This window comes from Citrobacter europaeus, assembly GCF_037482245.1.
GTDB classification, from domain to species: domain Bacteria; phylum Pseudomonadota; class Gammaproteobacteria; order Enterobacterales; family Enterobacteriaceae; genus Citrobacter; species Citrobacter europaeus.
Genome location: NZ_CP148084.1, coordinates 1,320,821 through 1,345,256, shown reverse-complemented (window position 1 = coordinate 1,345,256; position 24,436 = coordinate 1,320,821). Strand labels below are relative to the sequence as shown.

The following is a 24,436-nucleotide window of genomic DNA, read 5'->3' as shown; positions in this document are numbered from 1 at the left end:
CACCGTATCATAAATCAGTCGTATTTACGGTGCTACTCTTTAAAGTCGTTTGCATCCAGCTCATGTCGAGAAAGCAATTTATAGAATTCGGTGCGGTTGCGCCCCGCCATTCGCGCTGCGTGGGTCACATTGCCCTTGGTGATTTGCAGCAGTTTACGCAGGTAATTGAGCTCAAACTGGTTACGCGCCTCAACAAAAGTCGGCAGCGCGGTGTTCTCGCCTTCCAGCGCCTGCTCCACCAGCGCGTCGCTGATTACCGGCGAAGAGGTCAACGCCACGCACTGCTCAATCACGTTAACCAACTGACGCACGTTGCCCGGCCAGCTTGCGGTCATTAACCGTTTCATAGCATCGGTCGAAAAGGCGCGAACGAACGGTTTGTGTCGTTCAGCAGACTGACGCAGTAGATGGTTTGCCAGCAGCGGAATATCTTCCGTACGCTCGGCCAGCGCCGGGATCTTCAGGCTCACCACGTTGAGGCGATAGTACAAGTCCTCGCGAAACTCACCTCGCGCCATCGCTTTGGGTAAATCACGGTGAGTGGCGGACACGATCCGCACATCAATGTCGATATCGCGGTTACTGCCCAGCGGTCGGACTTTTCGCTCTTGCAATACGCGCAGCAATTTAACCTGCAACGGCGCGGGCATATCGCCAATCTCATCGAGAAACAGCGTCCCACCCTCCGCGGCCTGAAACAGCCCTTCACGATTGCTCACCGCACCGGTAAAAGCGCCGCGCGCATGACCAAACAGTTCGGACTCGAGCAGTTGTTCCGGCAACGCGCCGCAGTTAATGGCAATAAAAGGCTTGTGGCTACGCGGGCTGGCGTTGTGAATGGCCTGGGCAAACACTTCTTTCCCGGTGCCGCTTTGGCCGTTGATCAGTACGCTTACGTCCGATTGCGCTACCATACGCGCCTGTTCCAGTAGGCGCAGCATCAGCGGACTGCGGGTGACGATGGACTCACGCCAGCTGTCATCAGTGGCAGGCGCAGACTGTTCCAGCGCCCCGTCGATCGCGTGGTACAACGCATCTTTATCGACCGGCTTGGTGAGAAAGCTGAACACCCCTTGCTGCGTCGCCGCCACGGCGTCAGGGATGGAGCCGTGCGCGGTGAGGATAATAACCGGCATTCCTGGCTGAACTTTCTGGATTTCAGTAAACAGCTGCATGCCATCCATTTCATCCATACGCAGATCGCTAATAACCAGATCCACTTTTTCACGGTTCAGCACCCGTAACCCTTCCTGCCCACTTTCCGCGGTCACGACGCTATAACCTTCGCTGGTCAGTCGCATTCCAAGTAATTTCAACAGGCCTGGATCGTCATCCACCAGCAGCAGATGCGCGGGCTTACGGCTTATCATGGCGTGACCTCATCAGCAGACGGCGCTGCGCTTTCCTCGTTATCAGGCAGGGTGAGTTTATCGTTCCCGTGCGACGCATCGGGGTTATAGCTACCAGCAGGTTTGCGCGTGGAAAGCTGGCGTTCAATATCGGTCAGATTCTCCAGCTTGCGGGTCGTGAGATCGAGCTGGGACTGCAAATGCTGTTGCTGTTCACGCAGCGTATCAAGATCGCTGTCTGACGCTTGCTGCAGCTTGCTGTAGCGCATACGCTCTTCGGCAAGCTGCAACTGCAACGTCTGGCTGCTGCGCCAGACCTGATACAGCGGGCGAACCTGTGGCGGAATTTGCGGGCTTAATGCGTCGAGGCGCGTAACAGCCTCCCGTCTTTCAGGTGGTGTAATATTGGCGTTATCGAGCAGGATCCCGCGCCTGAATGCCCCCTGCCAGGTATCTGGCACCATCATACTGGCTTCACTGCGCGCCTGTACCGGCATCAGGCGATTGGCGCAATCCATCGCCCGCAGCCAGTACAGCGGATTGGTGTCTGTGGGCTGACCAGACAGCGACCAGATATCGCTACAGTCGGTTGCCAGGTAGTCCGCCAGTTGATGAGGCGGAATTTTCTCCTGCGAGGGGTCGCCGATAATATGATTCACCGCGTTCGGAACGCAACCTACCAGCGCCAGGCACGGCAGGCTTGCGAGGATGACGCGGCGGAAAAAATGTCGTTTAAGCATTCGGACAACAACGTATGGCATACTCACCAGACTTAGGTTTATTTTAGTGATTTTTCGCAGCAGATAGCGGCAATTCTATGCGAAAACAAACATTTTGCGCATGGTCATCAACCAGATACAGTTTGCCCCGCATACGGCGGATGCAATCTCTGGCAATGCTCAGCCCCAACCCGCTTCCTTTTACCGCCCCTTTTCGCTGATGGCTACCCTGGAAAAAAGGCTCGAAGATCATGGCCTGTTCTGCTTCTGGAATCGGCGTGCCGGTATTCATTACATCAATGTATACCATTGAGCCATGCAAACTGCTGCGGATCCAAATGTTACCGGATTCAGCGCCGTAGTGCACCGCATTGGAATAAAGATTGTCCAGTACGCTCATTAATAGCATCGGTTCTGCCAGACAGGCGTTCACCGCAAGCGCAACATCAGTATGTATCATTTTGGCGCGAGCGGGCAGGCTGTGCGCAGAAACAACGCTTTCCACCAGCGGCGCGATTTCCACACTTTCAAGCTCAACCTCGTCATCCGCCAGCTTGCGGTTGTAATCGAGAAGCTGTTCAATCAGCTTTTGCAGGTTGCGGCTACTGTCATCGAGAATACCGACCACCTCTTTTTGCTCCGGCGTTAACGGTCCAACCACCTGATCGGCTAACAGTTCGGTCCCTTCACGCATGCTCGCCAACGGCGTTTTCAATTCATGGGAAAGATGGCGTAAAAACTGATGCCGTTGCGACTCAAGCCAGGAAAGACGTTCGCTCAGCCAGATAATGCGCTGCCCCACGGAACGCAGCTCCCGGGGGCCGGTAAATAATACGCTATCGCCCAGCGAGCGCCCTTCTCCCAGACGATTAATCATTTTTTCTATGCCCTTCACCGGACCGATTATCATGCGGGTAAACAGCAACACCATCGCCAGGCTGACCAGAAACAGCACCAGTGCCTGCCAGCCAAAGAACTGCCCACGTTCGGCTATTTCCTGCTGGAGCTGCTGCCCACGAGAAAAGACGACGGTGCGCGTCGCTTGTACCATGTCGGTGTTGGCACTGGCGAACGCTTCCAGCCGCGCGGCCGCCACACTGTCAGGACCGCTGTTATTGCACTGCAACTGCGCGAGATCGTTAATGTCCTGTCGCAGTGCCTGGTAAAGCTTGGTGTCTGGCAACACGCCCGCATGCGCATCCAGCATGTCGCTGTAGCGTTTACGCTGACTCTGATAAACCTTCGCCAGCGTTGGGTCATCCAGCACACAATATTGCCGGTAGCTACGCTCCATCTCCAGCGCGGCATTGGTCATCGCTTCGCTGCGTCTGGCGTCAATCAGCGTGGTGCGGTTCGTCAGCGCCGCCTGCGCGCTCAGGGCATTCAGACTTTGCCACGCCTGCCAGGCCAAAACTAACAACGGCAGCAGGATAAGCAAAAATGCCAACGTCACCAATTGACGTAAAGATCGGGGGAAAACTGACCAGCGCTTCAAGGCGTTACTCTCAACGGACAGGAATAGGTTGATGCTAACTGAGGGGAACGCCAGATACAACAAAGCCGGGATCAACCCGGCTTTGTTGTGAAATAAGGCGGTGCCTAACTCGACGTTTCGCCCGAAGGTTGATATGAGCAACGCTAATATCAGATGTTGGACGGCAGGCACCTTGTTGTGCGTCATTCGAAGTTTATGTAGCACGTCCCGAAGGGGCTGACATAAGAAGGTGAATGAGCCACTGAGCGATATTATGCAGCATCTGTGCCAATACTCAAAACACTTTATTAACACAATGATAAATATGGAAAATGTGATTATTCATATGAAAAATGATTTTGGCTGTTTTTTACGCTTTATGTCGCCAATCAGCAACACCTGTAGCACTTAAAAACAAATTCATTTTAAATCAAATAATTAAATGTCTCTTTTTGGCGACAGCTCAACCCCACCCATGTCGGGATTTCCCGACACTTTTTTGCGGCGTAAGCGCTGAGTTTATTGCCGGATGGCAACAAAAGCGCCTTATCCAGCCTACAACACAAAAAAGCCCCTCACGGAGAGGGGCTTGATGACGATTGAACTAATTAGCCGAGCTGTTTACGCGCGTTGCGGAAGATACGCATCCACGGGCTGTCCTCGCCCCAGTTTTCCGGATGCCAGGAGTTGCTCACGGTACGGAACACGCGTTCCGGGTGCGGCATCATAATAGTGACGCGACCATTTTCTGTGGTAACGGCTGTAATACCGTTTGGCGAACCGTTCGGGTTAGCCGGATAGGTCTCGGTCACCTTACCGAAGTTATCAACGTAGCGCAGCGCCACCAGACCTTTGCTCTCAAGCTGAGCCAGATGCGCGCCGTCACGCACTTCCACACGACCTTCACCGTGAGAAACGGCAATCGGCATCATCGAACCCACCATATCGGCAAGCAGTAAAGACGGGCTTTGCGTCACTTCGACCAGGCTGAAGCGCGCTTCAAAGCGGTCGGAATGGTTACGCACAAAACGCGGCCACAGGTCGCTTCCCGGGATCAGTTCACGCAGGTTAGACATCATCTGACAACCGTTACATACCCCAAGCGCCAGCGTTTGCGGACGATGGAAGAAGGTTTCGAACTCATCACGAACGCGGTTATTGAACAGAATCGATTTCGCCCAACCTTCCCCTGCGCCGAGTACATCGCCGTAAGAGAAACCGCCGCAGGCTACCAGCGCCTGGAAGTTACCCAGACCGATGCGTCCGCCCAACAGGTCACTCATATGCACATCGATGGCGTCAAAGCCCGCACGGTGGAAGGCTGCCGCCATTTCAACGTGGGAGTTCACGCCCTGCTCACGCAGTACGGCCACTTTTGGACGCGCACCGGTGGCGATGTACGGCGCGGCAACATCTTCGTTGATATCAAACGACAGTTTAACGTTGAGGCCTGGATCGGCATCGTTAGTTTTAGCGTCATGTTCCTGATCGGCGCACTCCGGGTTATCGCGCAGACGCTGCATCTGCCAGGTGGTTTCCGCCCACCACATACGAAGCTGTGTGCGGCTTTCGCTGAACACATTCTGACCATTGGCGCTCAGAGTGAAACGATCACCCGTTACCGCCTGACCAAGATAGTGCACGCAATCCGCCAGCCCGTGAGCAGCCAGAATCGCTTCTACCGCTTCACGCTCAGCAGCGCGAACCTGGATAACCGCGCCCAGCTCTTCGTTAAACAGCGCCGCCAGACGATCGTCGCCCAGAGTGCTGATATCAGCCTCAATACCGCAGTGCCCAGCGAAGGCCATTTCAGCCAGCGTCACCAGCAGCCCACCGTCGGAACGGTCATGGTAGGCCAGCAGCTTACGCGCAGCAACCAGCGCCTGAATCGCGTCGTAGAAGCCTTTCAGTTGCTCAACGTTACGCACATCGGCAGGCTTATCGCCCAGTTGACGGTAAACCTGCGCCAGCGCCGTAGCCCCCAGCGCATTATTACCGAGACCGAGGTCAATCAGCAGCAGGGCATTGTCTTCGGTAGAGAGTTGCGGGGTAATAGTGTGGCGCACGTCTTCCACGCGGGCAAAGGCGGTGATCACCAGCGACAGTGGTGAGGTCATTTCACGCTGTTCATTACCTTGCTGCCAGCGGGTTTTCATCGACATAGAGTCTTTGCCCACCGGAATGGTCAGGCCAAGCGCCGGACATAATTCTTCCCCAACGGCTTTTACCGCTTCGTACAGGCCGGCATCTTCACCAGGATGACCCGCAGCCGCCATCCAGTTAGCCGAAAGTTTAATGCGTTTGATATCGCCAATCTGCGTTGCAGCAATGTTGGTCAGCGCTTCACCTACCGCCAGACGCGCAGAGGCCGAGAAATCCAGTAATGCAACCGGCGCACGCTCGCCGAGAGACATCGCTTCACCGTAATAACTATCCAGGCTTGCGGTAGTGACCGCGCAGTTGGCGACCGGAATCTGCCACGGACCAACCATCTGGTCACGCGCCACCATGCCGGTAACGGTACGGTCGCCGATAGTCACGAGGAACGTTTTCTCTGCAACAGTCGGCAGATGCAGCACGCGGTTAACCGCATCTGCAATCGAGATTTCGCCACGATTCAGGGCATCGCCTTTGGCTTTCAGCGTCTGCACATCGCGGGTCATCTTCGGCGTTTTACCCAGCAGCACATCGAGCGGCATGTCGATCGGCTGGTTGTTGAAGTGGCTGTCGCTGAGCGTGAGATGCTGTTCTTCGGTGGCTTCACCGATCACCGCATACGGCGCGCGCTCACGCTTACACAGTTCATCAAACAGCGGCAACTGGTCGGCGGCAACCGCCAGCACGTAGCGCTCCTGGGATTCGTTGCACCAGATTTCCAGCGGGCTCATGCCCGGCTCGTCGCTAAGAATATCGCGCAGTTGGAACTTACCGCCACGACCGCCATCACTGACCAGCTCCGGCATAGCGTTAGACAGGCCGCCCGCGCCCACGTCGTGGATAAACAGGATCGGGTTCGCATCGCCCATCTGCCAGCAGCGGTCGATAACTTCCTGGCAACGACGTTCCATCTCAGGGTTGTCACGCTGCACGGAAGCGAAATCCAGATCGGCATCAGACTGGCCGGAAGCCATAGAGGAAGCAGCCCCGCCGCCAAGACCGATGTTCATCGCCGGACCGCCAAGGACGATAAGCTTAGCGCCAACGACGATCTCACCTTTCTGCACGTGATCGGCGCGGATGTTACCGATCCCGCCCGCCAGCATGATCGGTTTATGGTAGCCGCGCAGCTCTTCGCCGTTGTGGCTGTTCACTTTCTCTTCATAGGTACGGAAGTAGCCGGTCAGCGCCGGGCGACCAAACTCGTTGTTAAACGCCGCGCCGCCCAGTGGCCCTTCGGTCATGATATCCAGCGCGGTAACAATACGGTCCGGCTTACCAAAGTCTTCTTCCCACGGCTGTTCAAAGCCAGGAATACGCAGGTTGGAAACGGAGAAGCCCACCAGCCCGGCTTTCGGTTTTGCACCGCGACCCGTTGCGCCCTCGTCGCGGATTTCACCGCCGGATCCGGTTGCCGCGCCCGGCCACGGAGAGATAGCCGTCGGGTGGTTGTGAGTTTCAACCTTCATAAGGATGTGGGCTGGCTCCTGATGGAAATCGTAGCGACCCGTTTTGTGGTCGGCAAAATAGCGGCCCACTTCGGAACCTTCCATTACCGCGGCGTTGTCTTTATAGGCAGACAGAACGTGGTCCGGCGTGGTTTCGAATGTATTTTTGATCATCTTGAACAGCGACTTCGGCTGCTGTTTACCGTCGATGATCCAGTCGGCGTTGAAAATCTTGTGGCGACAGTGCTCGGAGTTGGCCTGCGCAAACATGTACAGTTCAATGTCGTTCGGGTTGCGCCCCAGTTTGGTGAACGCATCCTGCAGATAGTCGATTTCGTCTTCCGCCAGCGCCAGACCCAGACGCAGGTTAGCGTCGATCAGCGCCTGGCGTCCCTCACCCAGCAAATCAACGCTGGAAACCGGCGCAGGCTGATGATGAACAAACAGTTTTTCGGCATCGTTCAATGCAGAAAAAACCGTTTCCATCATGCGGTCGTGCAGTTCATCGGCAACCATCTGCCATTGCTCAGCTGTCAGCGTCGAGGCTTCGACATACCAGGCAATACCACGTTCCAGACGGCTAATCTGTTGCAGGCCGCAGTTATGGGCAATATCAGTCGCTTTAGAAGACCACGGGGAGATGGTGCCGGGGCGAGGGGTAACCAGCAGCAGTTTGCCTTCAGGGGCGTGGCTGTGCAGAGCAGGACCATATTTCAGCAGGCGTGCAAGCTGAGCGTGCTCATCCTCATTCAACGGTGCATTCAGATCGGCAAAATGGACGTACTCGGCGTAAATATTGTGGACCTGGAGGTTGGCAGCCTGAAAACGTGCCAGCAGTTTGTTAATACGGAATGCAGACAGTGCAGGTGAACCACGCAGAATTTCCATCATAAGTCTCTCGTCTTCTAAGCTTTCGGTGTGCCCAAGTGGGGAAACGGGCGTCATTATAAAGAATCTACCGCGCCGACGAAACCGTTTGCGTCGAAATAAAATCACGACCTTCTCTTATCATCAAATGCGGTCTGGTTTCTGAATAAGTTGCCAACTGACGCAAGTTTAAGCAAAATGCCGCTCATTAATGACGACTTCACTTCTTAATCAACACCACAGCAGGCAGAGACAACGTACGGTTCAGAGAATTAACTAATTGAAAAAATTAAAGATTAATTATCTGTTCATCGGCATATTAACGCTGTTGTTGGCAGCGGCCCTCTGGCCATCAATTCCCTGGTTCGGTAAAGCCGAAAATCGTATCGCCGCCATTCAGTCGCGGGGAGAGCTGCGCGTTAGTACCATCGACTCACCATTAACTTACGCGACCCTCAACGGCAAAAAATTCGGTCTGGATTATGAACTGGCCCAGGAGTTCGCCAACTACTTAGGCGTGAAGTTAAAAGTCACCGTGCGCCAGAATATCAGCCAGCTTTTTGACGACCTCGATAACGGTAATGCCGATCTGTTAGCCGCAGGCCTGGTCTATAACAGCGAACGGGTGAAAAATTATCAGCCCGGCCCGACCTATTATTCGGTTTCACAACAGTTGGTGTATCGGGTTGGGCAATACCGCCCACGCACGCTTGCCACCGTGAACGAAAATCAACTGACCATCGCCCCGGGGCACGTGGTGGTTAACGATCTCCAGTTGCTTAAAGAGAAAAAATTCCCCGAGCTGAGCTGGAAGGTTGACGACAAAAAGGGCACGACTGAACTGCTTGATGATGTTATCGCCGGAAAGCTGGATTACACCATTGCCGATTCCGTCGCCATCAGCTTATACCAACGCGTACACCCTGAGCTGGCCGTGGCGTTGGACGTCTCTGACGAACAGCCGGTGACCTGGTTTAGTCGTCTGGACGATGACAATACGCTTTCTGCCGCCCTGCTGGATTTCTTCAACACCATGAATGAAGACGGTTCTCTGGCACGGCTGGAAGAGAAATATCTCGGGCATGGCGATGATTTTGACTATGTTGATACCCGCACCTTTTTGCGCGCCGTAGACAGCGTGTTGCCAGACCTTAAGCCGCTGTTTGAGAAATATGCGCAAGAGATAGACTGGCGACTGCTCGCCGCTATCTCGTATCAGGAATCACACTGGGACGCGCAGGCCACATCCCCAACCGGCGTACGCGGACTGATGATGCTGACCAAAAATACTGCTCAAAGTCTCGGGCTGACCGACCGTACAGATGCTGAACAAAGCATTAGCGGCGGCGCGCGATATTTGCAGGACATGATGAGTAAAGTGCCGGATACTGTCCCCGAAGGGGAACGCATCTGGTTTGCGCTCGCAGCCTATAACATGGGTTATGCGCACATGCTGGATGCACGGGCGCTGACGGTGAAAACCAAAGGCAATCCGAATAGCTGGTCCGACGTAAAACAACGACTGCCGTTGCTCAGCCAAAAGCCGTATTACAACAAGCTGACTTATGGTTATGCGCGCGGCCACGAAGCCTACGCCTATGTAGAAAACATCCGTAAATACCAGATTAGCCTGGTGGGGTATCTGCAGGAGAAAGAGAAACAGGCGCTGGAAACGCAGCAACTGGCGCAAGATTACCCGGCTGTAACACCAGCAGAGCTATTAGGTAAAGATGAATTCCCGCTTTCGGCGTTTCTATCTCAGACGTCGTCAAACTACCTGTCGCACTCGCCTTCCCTGCTGTTTTCACCGCAGAAAAAAGAGGATAAGTAGTCCTGGTGGCGCTGATAAGCGCAGCGTCATCAGGCAATCAGAGCGACATTTACAAACTGGCGGATTTTTTCAGGGCTTTAATTTCCTGACGACGCATGCGGAAGAAATCGCTGAGCAGCGTGGCGCATTCATCCCGCAGGACCCCCTCTGTCACTTCAACCCGATGATTCATTCCAGGGTGATGCAGCACATCCATTAATGACCCGGCAGCTCCGGTTTTCGCATCGCGCGCGCCAAAAACGACCCGACCAATACGACTGTGCACCATCGCACCTGCACACATCACGCACGGTTCCAGAGTGACGTACAGCGTGGCTTCCAACAGTCGGTAATTTTGCAGCACCAGGCCACCCTGACGCAGCGCCATAATTTCAGCGTGGGCAGTCGGATCATGGTGACCAATCGGACGGTTCCAGCCTTCGCCAATCACACGGTTGTTATGTACCAATACCGCGCCCACCGGGACTTCACGCTCATCCCAGGCGCGCTTAGCCAGCGTTAGAGCATGACGCATCCAGTATTCGTGACTAAATTCAACTTCAGACAAAGAGGTTACTCCACTAATAAAAGCGGACGCATTATACCCGTCATGCTTTAAATTGCATGTGCGTTGGCTTCATTCGAGTTGTTGCAGTTCTCCGCGCGGCGTGACGCGCCAGCGGTGCTGGCAAAAAGAGAGCAGCGGATTGTCCTGATTACTGTCGCTGTAGCCACTGTATAGCTGTAACGGCGCGCCAATGTGGCGTTCAAGCTGCGTCACTTTCTCATGGCCCAGGCAGCGCAGAGGCAACACCCACCCGCCGTATCCCCGCGCCATTTTGCTGGCTATAAGATTGACACGCGGTAACCACGGCGTGTCGAAGTAAACCTGCTCGACCAGTGACTGCGGGGAGCCTGTGATAAGCCAGATATCAGCGTCAGAGCTTAACAGGTAAGTTGTCAGCCGCTGTTGCACGAGCGGAAACGCCGTCACGTTACCACGAAACCAGCGCACAAATTCGGCCTGATGCGCTTTCAGACGCGCCTCGCTACGACCAAATGTGCATCCCCACAGCAGCAGGCTCATTGGCCAGCGCGCGGCGCGTCCTTTTATCAACAACGCCAGCGCAATCACCGGTAACAAAGGTAGCACAAGTAGCGCATTCAGCGGCTGGCGTCGCAGCAGATAACGAATGAAACTACCGAACATATCCTGCTGGTGTAACGTGCCATCTAAATCAAAAAAGACAACGCGGCGCTGGTGATTGGTCAAACCTTATTCCTCTGGATCGTTGAACCCCAATAGCCAGGTAAACAGGAACCCGGCGATAACTGCTACCAGATAGCCTAACAGATAGAACATCACTTTTCCGGCAACAATCGTCAGTGCCAGCGGTAATCCGGAGATGCCAAAGGTGATGACCGTCGCTACCTTCCAGTAGCTAATCAGCGCCCCGCCTACCGCTCCGCCAAGGCAAGCGCCGATAAACGGCTTACCCAACGGCAGCGTGACACCAAAAATCAGCGGCTCGCCAATCCCCAGCAGTCCGACCGGCAGCGCCCCTTTGATCACTTTCTTTAGCCGCGCATTGCGGGTTTTCATCAAAACCGCAATCGCAGCACCTATTTGCCCAACCCCCGCCATCGCCAGGATAGGAAAGAGCGCGTTATAACCGTGCGCCTGAACCAGCTCAACGTGGATAGGTACCAACCCCTGATGAAGCCCGGTAAGCACCAACGGCAGAAAGGTTCCCGCCAGCACGGCACCGACCAGGAATCCGCCGCGATCGATAGCCCAGGATGCACCGTGAGCGATAGATTCAGAAATCCAGCCGCCAAGCGGTTGCAGCGCTACAATCGCGATGATTCCGGTAATGATAGTAGTCAGCAGCGGGTTAAGGATCAGCTCCAGCGATTCCGGCAACAGCACGCGGAATTTGCGTTCGATCCAGCACATCAGCGCCACCACCAGTAGTACCGCGATCACCCCGCCGCGCCCCGGCTGCAGCGCTTCGCCAAACAGGGTAATTTGCGCCAGCTGCGGACTGGAGAGGATCCCCGCCATCACCCCACCCATCGCCAGAGAGCCGCCGAAGACTTTGGCGGTATTCACCCCAACCAGAATATTCATGATGGCAAACACGGCGCTGCCGAATATGCCCATCAGACCCAGCATATTCGGATAGTGGGTAGCAAAATCCCCGACGATGTCCGGTCGCTTAAGGATGTTAATAATGCCGGTAATCAAACCGGAGGCGATAAACGCCGGAATAAGAGGGATAAAGACGTTCGCCAGCTTGCGCAGCGCATCGCTCATGGGTGCTTTGTACTTCGCTTTGGCCTCTGACTTCGTGCGCTCGATATCATTGGCGTCTGCTCGCTCGCCGCCATCGGCAATCAGGGAACGCATAGCATCCACCACTTTGGCGGCTTTACCGGGACCGACGATAATCTGGTGCTGTGCGCCCTGCTTCACGTAACCGCTAACACCGGGCAGTTGCCTGAGGCGAGGGATATCAATCTGTCCGTCATCCTGAACTTCCACTCTGACGCGGGTCATACAGTTTTCCAGGCGCAGAATATTCTTTTCTCCGCCAACGCCCAGCAGAATGTCGCTGGCCAGCACCGCCGTCTTATCCATATACACCTCTTAGTGTTCTAACGCCGCGCGTAAAAAACCCTGGTGAGCGGCAAGTTTTTCGCGGGCGGCGGCGGCATCAAGGCCGGTGAGCGCCATTAAAATAGCCGGCTTAACATCAAAATCGGTCTGCTTTAGCAGCGCCTGCGCCTGTTCACGCGCGATGCCGGTGGCTTCAACCACCATGCGACATGCCCGATCGACCAGCTTGACGTTGGTAGCCTGCATATCCACCATCAGGTTCTGGTATACCTTGCCAAATTTCACCATCGCACCGGTGGAGATCATATTGAGCACCAGCTTTTGCGCGGTACCAGATTTCAGTCGCGTTGATCCGGTCAACGCCTCAGGCCCCACTACCGGAGAAATGGCAATATCCGCTTCATGCGCGATAGGGGAATCTGGATTGCAGGAAATCGCCGCCGTCGTACAACCCACCGAACGCGCATATTTCAGCCCGCCAATCACATACGGCGTGCGACCAGAAGCTGCCAGCCCCACCACCAGATCCTGTGCGGTAAGATTGAGCGCACGCAGATCGTCTTCACCTAACTGCGGGTTATCTTCTGCGCCTTCTACCGCCTTCAGCAGCGCGCCCGGTCCGCCAGCAATCAGCCCGACCACCAGACCATGCGGGACGCCAAAGGTCGGTGGGCATTCAGACGCGTCCAGCACCCCAAGACGCCCGCTGGTACCTGCGCCCATGTAAATAATGCGTCCTCCGGCTTTGAGCGCGTCAGCTGCCGCGTCGACCGCGCGCGCAACTTGAGGCAGAGTTGCTTTTACTGCTTGTGCTACCAGCGTATCCTGTTGATTAAAACGATGAACCAACTCCAGCGTGGAGAGCGCATCCAGATCCATGGTCTGTGGATTGCGGGTTTCTGAAACTAATGCACCGAGATTCATTTTTGGTCCTTAGGAATTTTTAATTCATAATAATCTGTCATAATGGAATATTATATTCATCCAGGCGAGTGAAATTTTGTTTTGTAATCGCCATCACGTTTTCGCCAGGAGACAGCATGAACTGTTTAATTCGCATTCGTCAGCGTTACCCAGACCTCGCGCAAAGCGATAAAAAACTTGCGGATTATCTTCTTGCTCAGCCTGATACCGCGCGTCATCTCAGCTCACAGCAGTTGGCTTTTGAAGCGGGCGTCAGCCAGTCCAGCGTGGTGAAGTTCGCACAAAAGATGGGTTTTAAAGGGTTTCCGGCATTGAAACTGGCGATCAGCGAAGCGTTGGCCAGCAACCCCAATCCCCATTCCATTCCTGTGCATAATCAGATTCGCGGTGACGACCCCATGCGGATGGTGGGCGAGAAGCTGATTAAAGAGAATGTGGCGGCGATGCATGCGACGCTGGACGTCAACAGCGAAGAGAAACTGATGGAGAGCGTCACGATGCTGCGCTCAGCCCGACGCATTATCGTAACCGGGATTGGCGCATCGGGTCTGGTTGCGCAGAATTTTGCCTGGAAGCTGCTGAAGATTGGTTTTAACGCGGTGGTAGAACGCGATATGCACGCCCTGCTGGCAGCGGTGCAGGCGCTTTCGCCCAATGATCTACTGCTGGCCATTTCGTATACCGGAGAGCGGCGCGAGCTCAACCTGGCTGCGGACGAAACATTGCGCACCGGAGCCAAAATTCTCGCCATCACTGGATTTACACCAAACGCCCTGCAGCAACGGGCAAATCATTGTCTGTATACGATTGCTGAGGAGCAGGCCACACGCAGCGCAGCGATTTCCTCCACCCACGCGCAAATGATGCTCACTGATTTACTGTTTATGGCGCTGGTGCAGCAGGATCTGGAACATGCTCCGGAACGTATTCGCCACAGCGAAGCACTGGTAAAAAAACTGGTCTGAGCAAAGAATGCGCGTATAATGCCCGCCCGATTTGTGATGTTTTGAGAGTTTCCTGATGGCCCTGTTAATCACTAAAAAATGCATCAATTGCGATATGTGCGAGCCCGAATGCCCGAATGAGGCGATTTCGATGGGTGACAGCATTTACGAGATTAACAGCGACAAGTGTACGGAATGCGTAGGCCATTACGACACGCCAACCTGCCAGAAGGTGTGCCCGATCCCCAATACTATTTTGAAAGATCCGGCACACGTCGAAACAGAAGAGCAGTTGTGGGATAAGTTTGTGCTGATGCACCACGCCGATAAACTATAACCGCGTCGCCATCCGGCAATGTCCTGTATCTAACTTTCGATAATCACCGTGGCGCAGGCGTAGTGACGCTCATCGGCCAGCGTCACATGCATATGTGCGACGCCGAGTTTTTCCGCCAGTTTTAACGCCTCCCCCCATAACCGCAGACGCGGCTTACCGAGTTCGTCGTTAAAGACCTCAAACTGATTAAACGCCAGACCGTTGCGAATACCCGTCCCGAAGGCTTTTGCTGCCGCCTCTTTGACCGCAAAACGCTTCGCCAGAAAACGCACCGGCTGCTGATGCGTCTCCCAGATTGCCCATTCGTTGTCGCTGAGCACGCGTCTTGCCAGACGGTCGCCGGAACGGGAGATCACCGCTTCAATGCGGGCAATCTCCACGATATCCGTACCTAATCCCAGAATCGCCATTAACCACGCGCTTCCAGCATCAGGCGTTTCATTTCTACTACGGCATCTTTCAGGCCGCTCATCACTGCGCGCCCGATAATGGCATGGCCAATGTTCAGCTCGTGCATTTCCGGGATCCGGGCGATGGCTTTAACGTTGTGATACGTCAGGCCATGACCCGCATTCACCTTCAGGCCAAGGCTGGCCGCAAAAGTCGCCGCTTTGGCGATACGCGCCAGTTCACTGGCCTGTTCCGCATCGGTTTTCGCATCGGCGTAACAGCCAGTGTGAATTTCAATAAATGGCGCGCCCACTTCCGCAGCGGCCTTAATCTGCTCTTCATCGGCGTCGATAAACAGCGAAACCAGAATACCTGCGTCCGCCAGGCGTTGGCAGGCATCGCGCATCTTGTCGCGCTGACCGGCGACGTCCAGACCACCTTCAGTGGTAACTTCCTGACGCTTTTCCGGCACCAGGCAGCAAAAATGCGGCTTAGTCTCAACGGCAATCGCCAGCATCTCTTCGGTGACCGCCATTTCCAGATTCATGCGCGTATCCAGCGTCTGGCGCAGAATACGCACGTCACGGTCGGTGATATGGCGACGGTCTTCACGCAGATGTACGGTAATACCGTCTGCGCCCGCCTGTTCAACGATAAACGCTGCCTGAACCGGATCCGGGTATGCGGTACCGCGTGCATTACGTAAAGTGGCAATGTGGTCAATGTTGACGCCTAACAGTAATTCGGACATGACAATCCTCGTATTTTATTTTCGCTTCGGCATAAACTGCCGGAATAATTCACGGCTCTTTAGGGGCTTACCACCAAGATACGGCTTTAACGCCATACGGGTAAAGCGTTTCGCGGCGCGCAACGTATCAGCATCCGGAAATTCTCGCGATTCAAGTGCTTTCAGATGGCGTCCGGTAAAGGTGGAGTTATCAATTACGACGCTTGCAATAAACCCTTTTTCTTCCCGGTAGCGATAGGTCATGGTGTCGTCTACCGGCTCGCCGCTACCCGCACAGTGGGTAAAATCAACGCCGTAGCCCAGATGCCCAAGCAAGGCCAGCTCAAAGCGACGTAACGCAGGTTCTGGCGAACCGGTCGCGCCAGCCAGCGCCTGAATACAGTTCAGGTAATCGAAAAAGAGTTCAGAAAAGCGGGTCTCGTACTCAAGAACGCGAGAAATAAGCTCGTTGATATACAAACCGCTGTACAGCGTGATACCGCTAAGAGGGAGTGCCAGAGAAACGGCTTCGGCGCTGCGCAAGGTTTTGACCTCGCCACGTCCACCAAAGCGAAGCAATAAGGGAGTAAAGGGCTGGAGTGCGCCTTTGAGATTGGAACGTTTGGAACGTGCGCCTTTAGCCACAAGGCGCACGCGGCCCGACTCTTCCGTGAAGACGTCCAGCACGAGACTGGTTTCGCTCCACGGGCGGCTGTGCAGGACAAAAGCGCGTTGCCAGCCCTCCATCGGGGTTATTCTCAGAGATCGTCGCCGTAACCGAGGCTGCGCAGCGCGCGTTCGTCATCGGCCCAGCCGGATTTCACTTTCACCCACAGTTCGAGATGAACGGGCGCTTCGAACATTTCCTGCATGTCTTTACGCGCTTCAATACCGATGGTTTTAATCTTGGCCCCTTTGTTGCCAATAACCATCTTCTTCTGCCCTTCACGTTCAACGAGGATCAGACCGTTAATGTCGTAGCCACCGCGCTCGTTGGAGATAAAACGCTCAATCTCCACGGTAACGGAGTACGGCAGTTCAGCACCCAGAAAACGCATCAGCTTTTCACGGATGATTTCAGAGGCCATAAAGCGCTGAGAACGGTCGGTGATGTAATCTTCCGGGAAGTGATGAATAGCTTCCGGCAAATGCTTACGCACGATGCCCGCAACGGTATCGACATTCAAGCCGGTTTCGGCAGAAATCGGTACGATATCAAGGAAGTTCATCTGGCTTGCCAGGAACTGCAGGTGCGGCAGCAGATCGGCTTTTTCCTGAACGTTGTCTACTTTGTTCACAGCCAGAATAACCGGGGCTTTACCATCACGCAGCTTGTTGAGCACCATTTCGTCGTCCGGCGTCCAGCGGGTGCCTTCGACAACGAAAATAACCAGTTCAACATCACCGATAGAGCTGCTCGCCGCTTTGTTCATCAGACGGTTGATCGCACGTTTTTCTTCCATATGCAGACCCGGAGTATCAACATAAATCGCCTGATACGCGCCTTCGGTATGGATGCCAACAATACGGTGACGTGTTGTCTGAGCCTTACGTGAGGTAATGGAAATCTTCTGCCCAAGCAGATTATTCAACAGAGTGGATTTGCCGACGTTCGGGCGGCCGACGATGGCAATAAATCCACAGTAAGTTTTATCGATGCTCATTCCAGCTCCAGTTTTTTCAACGCCTGTTCGGCGGCAGCCTGCTCAGCCTTACGACGGCTCGAACCTGTGCCAACCACCGGTTCACTCAGGCCGCTGACCTGGCAGTGGATAGTAAATTCTTGATCGTGTGCTTCACCACGCACCTGCACCACCAAATAAGACGGTAGAGGCAGGTGGCGACCCTGCAAATATTCCTGCAGGCGCGTTTTCGGATCTTTTTGTTTGTCGCCTGGGCTAATTTCATCCAGACGAGTTTGATACCAGTTCAGGATCAATTGCTCAACGGTTTGAATATCGCTATCGAGGAAGACGCCGCCAATTAAAGCTTCAACGGTATCCGCCAGGATCGATTCACGACGGAAGCCGCCGCTTTTCAGCTCGCCTGGCCCCAAACGTAAACATTCACCGAGGTCAAACTCACGGGCTAATTCAGCCAGCGTATTGCCGCGAACCAGCGTTGCGCGCATGCGGCTCATATCACCTTCATCCACACGCGGGAAACGGTGATACAGCGCATTAGCGATAACAAAGCTCAAAATAGAGTCGCCTAAAAATTCTAAACGCTCGTTATGTTTGCTGCTGGCACTCCGGTGAGTTAATGCCTGCTGCAACAGCTCCTGATGATTAAAAGTGTAGCCCAGCTTCCGTTGAAGCCGATTAATTACGATGGGGTTCATGCGATACCAATAAATGAATGCGTCAACAATTCAGCACACGAAACAGACCTGATATACGCACTTCGCTTAGCCGTCTGGCTTCACTTGAATGCATTTGTATACAAACCAACGCTGTTTCGTGTGCCGTGGCAACCTGTCGGTGCCAACCTAAAACTTCGGGGGAATATTCTATACACAACGACAAGGGATGTCGTTAGTCTGCGGGAATTTATCCGAGAAATAATTCACGCTGTCGCCATAATGACGACAGCGTGAACGATTATCGGCAATTAGTGAATGCCACCAATACGGCTTAAACGCACACCGGTCGGCCATTCGCCTTCTTGCTTGTCGAAACTCATCCAGATAGCCGTCGCTTTACCAACCAGATTCGCTTCCGGCACAAATCCCCAGTAACGGCTGTCCGCGCTATTGTCACGGTTATCACCCATCATGAAGTAGTGTCCCGGTGGGACGATCCAGGTTGCCAGTTGCTGACCTGGCTGGCGGTAATACATCCCCACCTGATCCTGGGCGATTGGCACAGTCAGAATGCGGTGACTTACCTCACCCAGCGTTTCTTTACGCTCGGAGAGGCGAATACCGTTCTCTTTCGTTTCGTTCAGCGGAACTTCAAAGAAGCCGCTGGTCGCTTCACCGCCGTTACGACGAGCAAAGGTCTGTACAAAATCACTTGGCTGAACATCAGAGTACGTTACCGGCAGCGCGTTTTCACACGCCTGACCTGAACTGCACCCTGGCTGAATAGTGACCTCTTTCGCCACCGGATCGTACGTCACTTTGTCTCCCGGTAAACCGACAGCACGTTTGATGTAGTCCAGACGGGGATCTTCCGGGTATTTAAACACCACGATATCTCCACGTTTCGGATGGCCAGTTTCGATCAACGTTTTCTGGTAAATCGGATCTTTAATCCCGTAGGCGAATTTCTCCACCAGGATAAAGTCACCGATAAGCAGCGTCGGCATCATCGAACCAGACGGGATCTGGAACGGCTCATAAATAAATGAACGCACCACCAGTACAATAGCTAAAACCGGGAAAACGGATGCCCCAGTTTCCAGCCAACCCGGCTTAGGGGCCACTTTTTTCAGCGTTGCTTTATCCAGTGAATCACCTGCAGCAGCTTGCGCTGCTGCCTGACGCTCCCGGCGTTTTGGTGCGAAGATGAATTTATCTACGCACCATAAAATGCCCGTCACCAGTGTGGCAATCACCAGAATCAGGGCAAACATGTTCGCCATGCCAACTCCTTAAGATTATTTGCTGTCTTTACCGACATGCAGAATGGCGAGGAACGCTTCCTGCGGCAGTTCGACGTTACCGATCTGCTTCATGCGCTTTTTACCCTCTTTCTGTTTTTGCAGCAGCTTTTTCTTACGGCTGATATCGCCACCGTAGCATTTCGCCAGAACGTTTTTACGCAGCTGCTTAACCGTTGAACGCGCGATGATGTGCGTGCCGATGGCCGCCTGAATCGCGATATCAAACTGCTGACGAGGGATCAGATCTTTCATCTTCTCGACCAGCTCACGGCCACGGCTCTGGGAGTTGTCGCGGTGAGTGATCAGCGCCAGCGCATCGACACGTTCGTTGTTGATGAGGACATCAACGCGTACCATGTCAGACGCCTGGAAGCGTTTGAAGTTATAGTCCAGCGACGCATAGCCGCGAGAGGTTGACTTCAGACGGTCGAAGAAGTCGAGTACCACTTCCGCCATCGGAATTTCATAGGTCAGCGCCACCTGGTTACCGTGGTAAACCATGTTGGTCTGGACGCCACGCTTCTCGATACACAGGGTGATGACGTTACCAAGGTAAGCCTGCGGCAGCAGCATGTGACACTCAGCGATCGGCTCACGCAGTTCGTAGATGTTATTCAACGGCGGCAGCTTGGACGGGCTATCGACGTAAATAGTCTCCTTCGCCGTGGTTTCTACTTCGTAGACTACGGTCGGCGCGGTAGTGATCAGATCCAGATCGTATTCACGTTCCAGACGTTCCTGAATGATCTCCATGTGCAGCAGGCCGAGGAAGCCGCAGCGGAAGCCAAAGCCAAGCGCGGTTGAGCTTTCCGGCTCGTAGAACAGGGAGGCGTCGTTGAGGCTCAACTTACCAAGCGCGTCACGGAAGTTTTCGTAGTCGTCAGAGCTCACCGGGAACAGACCGGCGTAAACCTGCGGCTTCACTTTTTTAAAGCCTGGCAGCGGTTTGTCCGCCGGGTTACGCGCCTGCGTCAGGGTATCGCCAACCGGTGCGCCGAGAATGTCTTTAATCGCGCAAACCAACCAACCTACCTCGCCGCATTTCAGCTCGGTACGGTCAACCTGTTTTGGCGTGAAGATGCCCAGACGGTCGGCGTTATAGACCTGACCGGTGCTCATCACTTTAATTTTGTCGCCTTTACGCATGGTGCCATTTTTAATACGCACCAGTGACACCACGCCCAGGTAGTTATCGAACCAGGAGTCGATGATCAGCGCCTGCAATGGACCTTCCGGGTCGCCTTCCGGCGCCGGGATATCGCGCACCAGACGTTCAAGTACGTCAGTGACGCCAACACCGGTTTTCGCCGAACAGCGAACAGCATCAGTTGCATCAATACCGACGATATCTTCGATCTCTTCCGCTACGCGCTCAGGATCGGCGGCTGGCAGGTCAATTTTGTTCAGTACCGGCACCACTTCCAGATCCATTTCCATGGCGGTATAGCAGTTAGCCAGGGTCTGCGCTTCTACGCCCTGTCCGGCATCAACCACCAGCAATGCGCCTTCACAGGCAGCAAGCGAGCGGGAAACTTCATACGAGAAGTCAACGTGACCCGGGGTGTCGATAAAGTTAAGCTGATAGGTTTCACCATCAGATGCTTTGAAATCGAGCGTCACGCTCTGCGCTTTGATAGTAATACCGCGCTCACGCTCCAGATCCATCGAGTCGAGAACCTGCGCTTCCATTTCACGGTCAGACAGGCCACCGCAGATCTGGATAATACGGTCAGACAGCGTCGATTTACCGTGGTCGATGTGAGCTATGATTGAAAAGTTACGTATGTTCTTCATATAGTGTAATTATTGTGCCTTACGCCCGCCGGAGCAGGCTCTGAGAAGTCGCTGATCTGAGCTTAACGTCTGTTTAAGTGAAACGCCGCATTCTACACTACAACGCTGAGGCGAGGAAATGTTCATAGAGCAAGGATAGCGGGAACTGGAAACGACCATGCAAAGCCGGTGAAACTTTTGCAGGGTGACGGCATAAACGCCTTATCCGGCCTACGCCTGCATCTGATGACGCCGTAGGCCTGATAAGCGCAGCGCCATCAGGCAAAGATATCACTGCTGGGTTTCGACGCGAATAAGATCGGGTGGGAGAGCAACGTTCAGAATGACCGGCTGCCAGGCCTCACGCTCAGCAAGCTTACGAGAGAATCCACGAGCAATCAGGAATCCGCCCACGCCCCCCAGCACGGCGCCGCTTAATGCCGCAAGATCGGAACCAAACAGCACCTGGAAAAGCGCCGCGAAAAGAAACAGTCCCGCCAACGGAGACATATAGACCAGCATCGCCGAACCCAACAGGCTACCCTCGGCAATGCCCAGTTCAACTTTTTGACCAGGCGCTAAGGGTTCGTCGCAGGGTACCACGATGGTGTGCGTGGTCTGCGGCCCAAGTTTGTTCAGCACGCGACTCCCGCATCCGGCCCTGGAAGCACAGCTGCTACATGATGCTTTTACATCGCAGCTGACCGTCGCCAGACCATTTTGCCAGGAGACGACCGTCGCCCACTCTTTAATCATTGCGCAGCCCTGAACTTAATATTATCCGCGATACGCTTCGCCGTTTGCGGTGGGAGTTCGCCCACTATCGTAATTTCCGCGTTATCACGTACGCTGGTGCTGACCGTTCTACGCCCGGTTCGTAACAGTTGATCGGCGCTGTTTTGCATCGCACGGTTTACGTTCACGGAGAAACTAAACAGGCCATCAGAATAAAGGCGCGATTCGATCGGCATGTTATCCATTGTCGGCAGCGGACGTCGACTGCTGGAGACTTCGCTGAAGCCTTGCGGCAACCACGACGGACTCCAGTTAAAGTTGGTTTTCTCACCTGCAGGAACCGACAGCAGCGGCGGCAGATTGGCTTTCGCCAGCGCCTGCATACTGTCGCTGACGCCGTTGTTTACGGTAAAGGCGATGACGCGGAACTGTTCCAGCGTTTCGCCATCACGGTCGAGAAGATCGACACGCATCGGCAGCTTGGTCTCCGTGTCCATCCAGACGATATAGCTGTAACGCGTCCCGTCACGGGCGACAACGCGGATCACTTCACAGAGCCGATCGGCAATGCGGGTGCGACCTACTGAGATAAAATCATAGTAGGGAGCAAGGCGTTTAAAGTCGGTATAAATCAGAGATGGCAGAGAGTCAACGATATAGTCGCCGTTTAGCGTGAACGGTTCGAGACCAGGCTCAAAATAGCTGATTTCGTTGCCACGTTGCACCACTTCCCGGCGCGGTCCATCCATTTGCAACAGTTGCGCTAGCGGACGGTTATCCTGGCGGGCATGGCGATAACGTAGGGATTCAACACCCTGCTTATTGATGCTGACAAATGACAGCTCATAGGTTAGCGACTGGCTGGCCAGATTCATCTGCTGCAACAACGCCCCGGACGCAGGATTGGCCGAGGCGTTTACAGAGAAGAACAGGCTACCAGCCACAAGTGACATGGCAAACCAAAGTTGCTTCATTACTGCGATTGCGTTCCTAAAGTTTGAATTCCTGGCACCTGCACAGCGGCTTGCTGTGTTTGGGCCTGCTCAAACTGAAGCTGTTCAGAGTGCAGTCGACGTTGCAGTTCGTAGTCCTGCAACATGGCATTAATACGACGACGCTGCTCCTGTACCTGCTGTTGCTGACCGCCGCTGGCCGTCGCGTCAGAAGGTACACCCAAGCTAACCGGACTGGCTTTACCCATCATCGGTAATGTATTAAATACCGGCGTTTCGGGCTGCTGGGACGTTTCAGATTGCCCATTATAGTGCTGGACGCCAACAATAACTGCAAGTGATACACACGCGGCGACCCCCATTTGGGTAAGCTGCGCGGCCCACGGACGCATTTTCTTCCAGAATGGCATTTTCTGCCACTGGTGCGGTGCTGGCTGGGCCTCAGGAATCAATGGCGCCGTCTGACGTACTGGCTCATCCTGGATGGCAGCCATTACGCGGGCGGAAATATCGAAATGGAGAACGTCGGCGGTATCACCTCGCATGGAATCGCGAATCAGGTGATAACTCTCCCAGGTTTTTTGCATTTCCGGGTCGTGAGCCAGCTCTTTGAGTAACTCAGTATCCAGCGTTTCGCCATCCATTAAAGCGGAAAGTTTTTCTTTCTGCATGCCTAATACCTTTTCCAGTATCCCGCTATCGTCAACGCCTGATAAGCGGTTGAACTTTATTATCAATAGCTTCCCTCGCTCGGAAGATACGTGAACGCACCGTACCTACCGGACAATCCATGATAGCGGCTATCTCTTCATAGCTCAGGCCATCCAGCTCCCGCAAGGTTATTGCCATGCGTAAATCTTCCGGGAGGGACTCAATAGTTCGGAAAACTATCTGTCTCAGTTCTTCTGACAACATTAAGTTCTCAGGGTTCGAAATTTCTTTCAGCGCACCGCCACTTTCGTAATTTTCTGCTTCAATCGCATCAATATCACTGGAAGGTGGACGACGCCCCTGAGCGACCAGGTAATTCTTCGCTGTATTGACTGCAATACGATACAGCCAGGTATAAAAAGCACTATCTCCCCGGAACGAGTCCAGCGCACGATAGGCCTTGATAAATGCTTCTTGTACTACATCGGGTACATCGCCCGACGGTACATAGCGAGAAACCAGACTCGCCACCTTATGCTGATAGCGCACTACCAGTAGGTTAAAGGCTTTCTGATCTCCCTTCTGGACCCGTTCTACCAGGACCTGGTCCGTTAACTGCTCGCTCATCCGAGGTAAAGTCTCCCCAAACCAAATTTCCACGCGCCTTCGAAACGCCACTCCATCAGCTTCACTATGAGCAAGCAAATGCTTAGAGTGCTCAAGTTTCGTAAAGTTCCGTTACGCATTGTTTTTTGTTTGTCATGTTGTAGACAGGTCTTATCTCTCATTATAAGTCTACATAACCCGATCAACGCACTATCTGTTTAGAAATGCCCATTTCACCGCTTGCAGAGTAACCCAACGGCTACTTTATTTCACCACATAATCTGATGCTAACGGTCTGCTTCACAAAATATTTTTGCTCTTTTCACCCTCGTTATGCTTTTCT

At 54.0% G+C, this 24,436-nt stretch carries 23 protein-coding genes; 3 read left to right on the top strand and 20 right to left on the bottom strand.

Translation table 11 applies throughout. From position 1 onward, the window contains the following. Window positions 1-32 precede the first annotated feature (32 nt). The 4 genes from glrR to purL form a co-directional block, all read right to left on the bottom strand. A complete protein-coding gene (gene glrR, locus WHR59_RS06190) occupies window positions 33-1,367 on the bottom strand; it encodes a two-component system response regulator GlrR (protein WP_304502307.1) in 1,335 nt (444 codons plus the stop codon). Continuing rightward, on the bottom strand, window positions 1,367-2,110 hold the full coding sequence (gene qseG / locus WHR59_RS06185) for a two-component system QseEF-associated lipoprotein QseG (protein WP_043017211.1): 744 nt from the start codon (window positions 2,108-2,110) through the stop codon (window positions 1,367-1,369). The genes glrR and qseG overlap by 1 nt, the downstream gene beginning before the upstream one ends. A gap of 22 nt (window positions 2,111-2,132) precedes the next feature. Next, window positions 2,133-3,563 (bottom strand): two component system sensor histidine kinase QseE/GlrK, encoded by a 1,431-nt coding sequence (gene qseE, locus WHR59_RS06180; protein ID WP_105179687.1) that lies wholly within the window; start codon window positions 3,561-3,563, stop codon window positions 2,133-2,135. 587 nt (window positions 3,564-4,150) lie between these two features. Continuing rightward, entirely contained in the window at window positions 4,151-8,038 is a 3,888-nt protein-coding gene (purL, locus tag WHR59_RS06175; RefSeq protein ID WP_047409474.1) for a phosphoribosylformylglycinamidine synthase, read from the bottom strand. A 256-nt stretch (window positions 8,039-8,294) separates the two neighbouring features. Between purL and mltF the strand changes: the two genes are divergently transcribed. After that, complete coding sequence (gene mltF / locus WHR59_RS06170; protein ID WP_043017214.1) at window positions 8,295-9,845, top strand: membrane-bound lytic murein transglycosylase MltF; 1,551 nt, start codon at window positions 8,295-8,297, stop codon at window positions 9,843-9,845. Between the two features lie 49 nt (window positions 9,846-9,894). Here the strand turns inward: mltF and tadA are convergent, their stop codons facing one another. The 4 genes from tadA to murQ all read right to left on the bottom strand — a co-directional run bounded on the left by tadA (window position 9,895) and on the right by murQ (window position 13,368). Further along, entirely contained in the window at window positions 9,895-10,359 is a 465-nt protein-coding gene (tadA, locus tag WHR59_RS06165; protein WP_231130610.1) for a tRNA adenosine(34) deaminase TadA, read from the bottom strand. Between the two features lie 102 nt (window positions 10,360-10,461). Then, entirely contained in the window at window positions 10,462-11,097 is a 636-nt protein-coding gene (yfhb, locus tag WHR59_RS06160; protein WP_080626226.1) for a phosphatidylglycerophosphatase C, read from the bottom strand. Between the two features lie 3 nt (window positions 11,098-11,100). Further along, on the bottom strand, window positions 11,101-12,465 hold the full coding sequence (locus WHR59_RS06155; RefSeq protein WP_087052425.1) for a PTS transporter subunit EIIC: 1,365 nt from the start codon (window positions 12,463-12,465) through the stop codon (window positions 11,101-11,103). A gap of 9 nt (window positions 12,466-12,474) precedes the next feature. Then, window positions 12,475-13,368, bottom strand: coding sequence for an N-acetylmuramic acid 6-phosphate etherase (murQ, locus tag WHR59_RS06150; protein ID WP_087050929.1), 894 nt, complete (start codon window positions 13,366-13,368; stop codon window positions 12,475-12,477). A 116-nt stretch (window positions 13,369-13,484) separates the two neighbouring features. Here murQ and WHR59_RS06145 point away from each other — a divergent pair, with 116 nt between their 5' ends. Next, window positions 13,485-14,333 carry a MurR/RpiR family transcriptional regulator gene (locus tag WHR59_RS06145; RefSeq protein ID WP_338843731.1) on the top strand — a complete coding sequence of 283 codons (849 nt, stop codon included), beginning with the start codon at window positions 13,485-13,487 and terminating at the stop codon, window positions 14,331-14,333. Window positions 14,334-14,388: 55 nt separating this feature from the next. After that, window positions 14,389-14,649 (top strand): YfhL family 4Fe-4S dicluster ferredoxin, encoded by a 261-nt coding sequence (locus WHR59_RS06140; protein ID WP_003037590.1) that lies wholly within the window; start codon window positions 14,389-14,391, stop codon window positions 14,647-14,649. Window positions 14,650-14,678: 29 nt separating this feature from the next. Here the strand turns inward: WHR59_RS06140 and acpS are convergent, their stop codons facing one another. From acpS to rseD, 12 genes are all read right to left on the bottom strand, one after another. After that, a complete protein-coding gene (acpS, locus tag WHR59_RS06135) occupies window positions 14,679-15,059 on the bottom strand; it encodes a holo-ACP synthase (RefSeq protein ID WP_003037588.1) in 381 nt (126 codons plus the stop codon). Further along, window positions 15,059-15,790: a pyridoxine 5'-phosphate synthase gene (pdxJ, locus tag WHR59_RS06130; RefSeq protein ID WP_043017219.1), complete on the bottom strand. Its 732-nt coding sequence runs from the start codon at window positions 15,788-15,790 to the stop codon at window positions 15,059-15,061. The genes acpS and pdxJ overlap by 1 nt, the downstream gene beginning before the upstream one ends. Before the next feature lie 15 nt (window positions 15,791-15,805). Next, entirely contained in the window at window positions 15,806-16,516 is a 711-nt protein-coding gene (gene recO, locus WHR59_RS06125; protein WP_043017220.1) for a DNA repair protein RecO, read from the bottom strand. 11 nt (window positions 16,517-16,527) lie between these two features. Then, window positions 16,528-17,433 (bottom strand): GTPase Era, encoded by a 906-nt coding sequence (gene era / locus WHR59_RS06120; RefSeq protein WP_080626223.1) that lies wholly within the window; start codon window positions 17,431-17,433, stop codon window positions 16,528-16,530. Further along, complete coding sequence (rnc, locus tag WHR59_RS06115; protein WP_003037579.1) at window positions 17,430-18,110, bottom strand: ribonuclease III; 681 nt, start codon at window positions 18,108-18,110, stop codon at window positions 17,430-17,432. The genes era and rnc overlap by 4 nt, the downstream gene beginning before the upstream one ends. A gap of 269 nt (window positions 18,111-18,379) precedes the next feature. Next, window positions 18,380-19,354 (bottom strand): signal peptidase I, encoded by a 975-nt coding sequence (lepB, locus tag WHR59_RS06110; RefSeq protein WP_080626222.1) that lies wholly within the window; start codon window positions 19,352-19,354, stop codon window positions 18,380-18,382. 15 nt (window positions 19,355-19,369) lie between these two features. Further along, window positions 19,370-21,169: a translation elongation factor 4 gene (lepA, locus tag WHR59_RS06105; protein ID WP_043017221.1), complete on the bottom strand. Its 1,800-nt coding sequence runs from the start codon at window positions 21,167-21,169 to the stop codon at window positions 19,370-19,372. Between the two features lie 270 nt (window positions 21,170-21,439). Then, window positions 21,440-21,904: a SoxR-reducing system protein RseC gene (gene rseC / locus WHR59_RS06100; protein WP_043017222.1), complete on the bottom strand. Its 465-nt coding sequence runs from the start codon at window positions 21,902-21,904 to the stop codon at window positions 21,440-21,442. Beyond that, window positions 21,901-22,857: a sigma-E factor regulatory protein RseB gene (gene rseB / locus WHR59_RS06095; RefSeq protein ID WP_043017223.1), complete on the bottom strand. Its 957-nt coding sequence runs from the start codon at window positions 22,855-22,857 to the stop codon at window positions 21,901-21,903. The genes rseC and rseB overlap by 4 nt, the downstream gene beginning before the upstream one ends. Further along, window positions 22,857-23,507, bottom strand: a complete 651-nt coding sequence (gene rseA / locus WHR59_RS06090; RefSeq protein WP_003037574.1) for an anti-sigma-E factor RseA — start codon at window positions 23,505-23,507, stop codon at window positions 22,857-22,859. Before rseA ends, rseB begins: the two co-directional genes overlap by 1 nt. Before the next feature lie 31 nt (window positions 23,508-23,538). Beyond that, on the bottom strand, window positions 23,539-24,114 hold the full coding sequence (gene rpoE, locus WHR59_RS06085; protein ID WP_003037573.1) for an RNA polymerase sigma factor RpoE: 576 nt from the start codon (window positions 24,112-24,114) through the stop codon (window positions 23,539-23,541). Then, window positions 24,111-24,233 carry a rpoE leader peptide RseD gene (rseD, locus tag WHR59_RS06080; RefSeq protein ID WP_223306697.1) on the bottom strand — a complete coding sequence of 41 codons (123 nt, stop codon included), beginning with the start codon at window positions 24,231-24,233 and terminating at the stop codon, window positions 24,111-24,113. Before rseD ends, rpoE begins: the two co-directional genes overlap by 4 nt. Between the last annotated feature and the right edge of the window lie 203 nt (window positions 24,234-24,436).

Coding starts and splice junctions, on each gene's coding strand:
- qseG (WP_043017211.1), bottom strand. CDS start 2,110: ATGCCATACGTTGTTGTCCGAATGCTTAAACGACATTTTTTCCGCCGC.
- purL (WP_047409474.1), bottom strand. CDS start 8,038: ATGATGGAAATTCTGCGTGGTTCACCTGCACTGTCTGCATTCCGTATT.
- tadA (WP_231130610.1), bottom strand. CDS start 10,359: ATGCGTCATGCTCTAACGCTGGCTAAGCGCGCCTGGGATGAGCGTGAA.
- WHR59_RS06155 (WP_087052425.1), bottom strand. CDS start 12,465: ATGGATAAGACGGCGGTGCTGGCCAGCGACATTCTGCTGGGCGTTGGC.
- murQ (WP_087050929.1), bottom strand. CDS start 13,368: ATGAATCTCGGTGCATTAGTTTCAGAAACCCGCAATCCACAGACCATG.
- WHR59_RS06145 (WP_338843731.1), top strand. CDS start 13,485: ATGAACTGTTTAATTCGCATTCGTCAGCGTTACCCAGACCTCGCGCAA.
- WHR59_RS06140 (WP_003037590.1), top strand. CDS start 14,389: ATGGCCCTGTTAATCACTAAAAAATGCATCAATTGCGATATGTGCGAG.
- acpS (WP_003037588.1), bottom strand. CDS start 15,059: ATGGCGATTCTGGGATTAGGTACGGATATCGTGGAGATTGCCCGCATT.
- pdxJ (WP_043017219.1), bottom strand. CDS start 15,790: ATGTCCGAATTACTGTTAGGCGTCAACATTGACCACATTGCCACTTTA.
- recO (WP_043017220.1), bottom strand. CDS start 16,516: ATGGAGGGCTGGCAACGCGCTTTTGTCCTGCACAGCCGCCCGTGGAGC.
- era (WP_080626223.1), bottom strand. CDS start 17,433: ATGAGCATCGATAAAACTTACTGTGGATTTATTGCCATCGTCGGCCGC.
- rnc (WP_003037579.1), bottom strand. CDS start 18,110: ATGAACCCCATCGTAATTAATCGGCTTCAACGGAAGCTGGGCTACACT.
- lepB (WP_080626222.1), bottom strand. CDS start 19,354: ATGGCGAACATGTTTGCCCTGATTCTGGTGATTGCCACACTGGTGACG.
- lepA (WP_043017221.1), bottom strand. CDS start 21,169: ATGAAGAACATACGTAACTTTTCAATCATAGCTCACATCGACCACGGT.
- rseC (WP_043017222.1), bottom strand. CDS start 21,904: ATGATTAAAGAGTGGGCGACGGTCGTCTCCTGGCAAAATGGTCTGGCG.
- rseB (WP_043017223.1), bottom strand. CDS start 22,857: ATGAAGCAACTTTGGTTTGCCATGTCACTTGTGGCTGGTAGCCTGTTC.
- rseA (WP_003037574.1), bottom strand. CDS start 23,507: ATGCAGAAAGAAAAACTTTCCGCTTTAATGGATGGCGAAACGCTGGAT.
- rpoE (WP_003037573.1), bottom strand. CDS start 24,114: ATGAGCGAGCAGTTAACGGACCAGGTCCTGGTAGAACGGGTCCAGAAG.
- rseD (WP_223306697.1), bottom strand. CDS start 24,233: ATGCGTAACGGAACTTTACGAAACTTGAGCACTCTAAGCATTTGCTTG.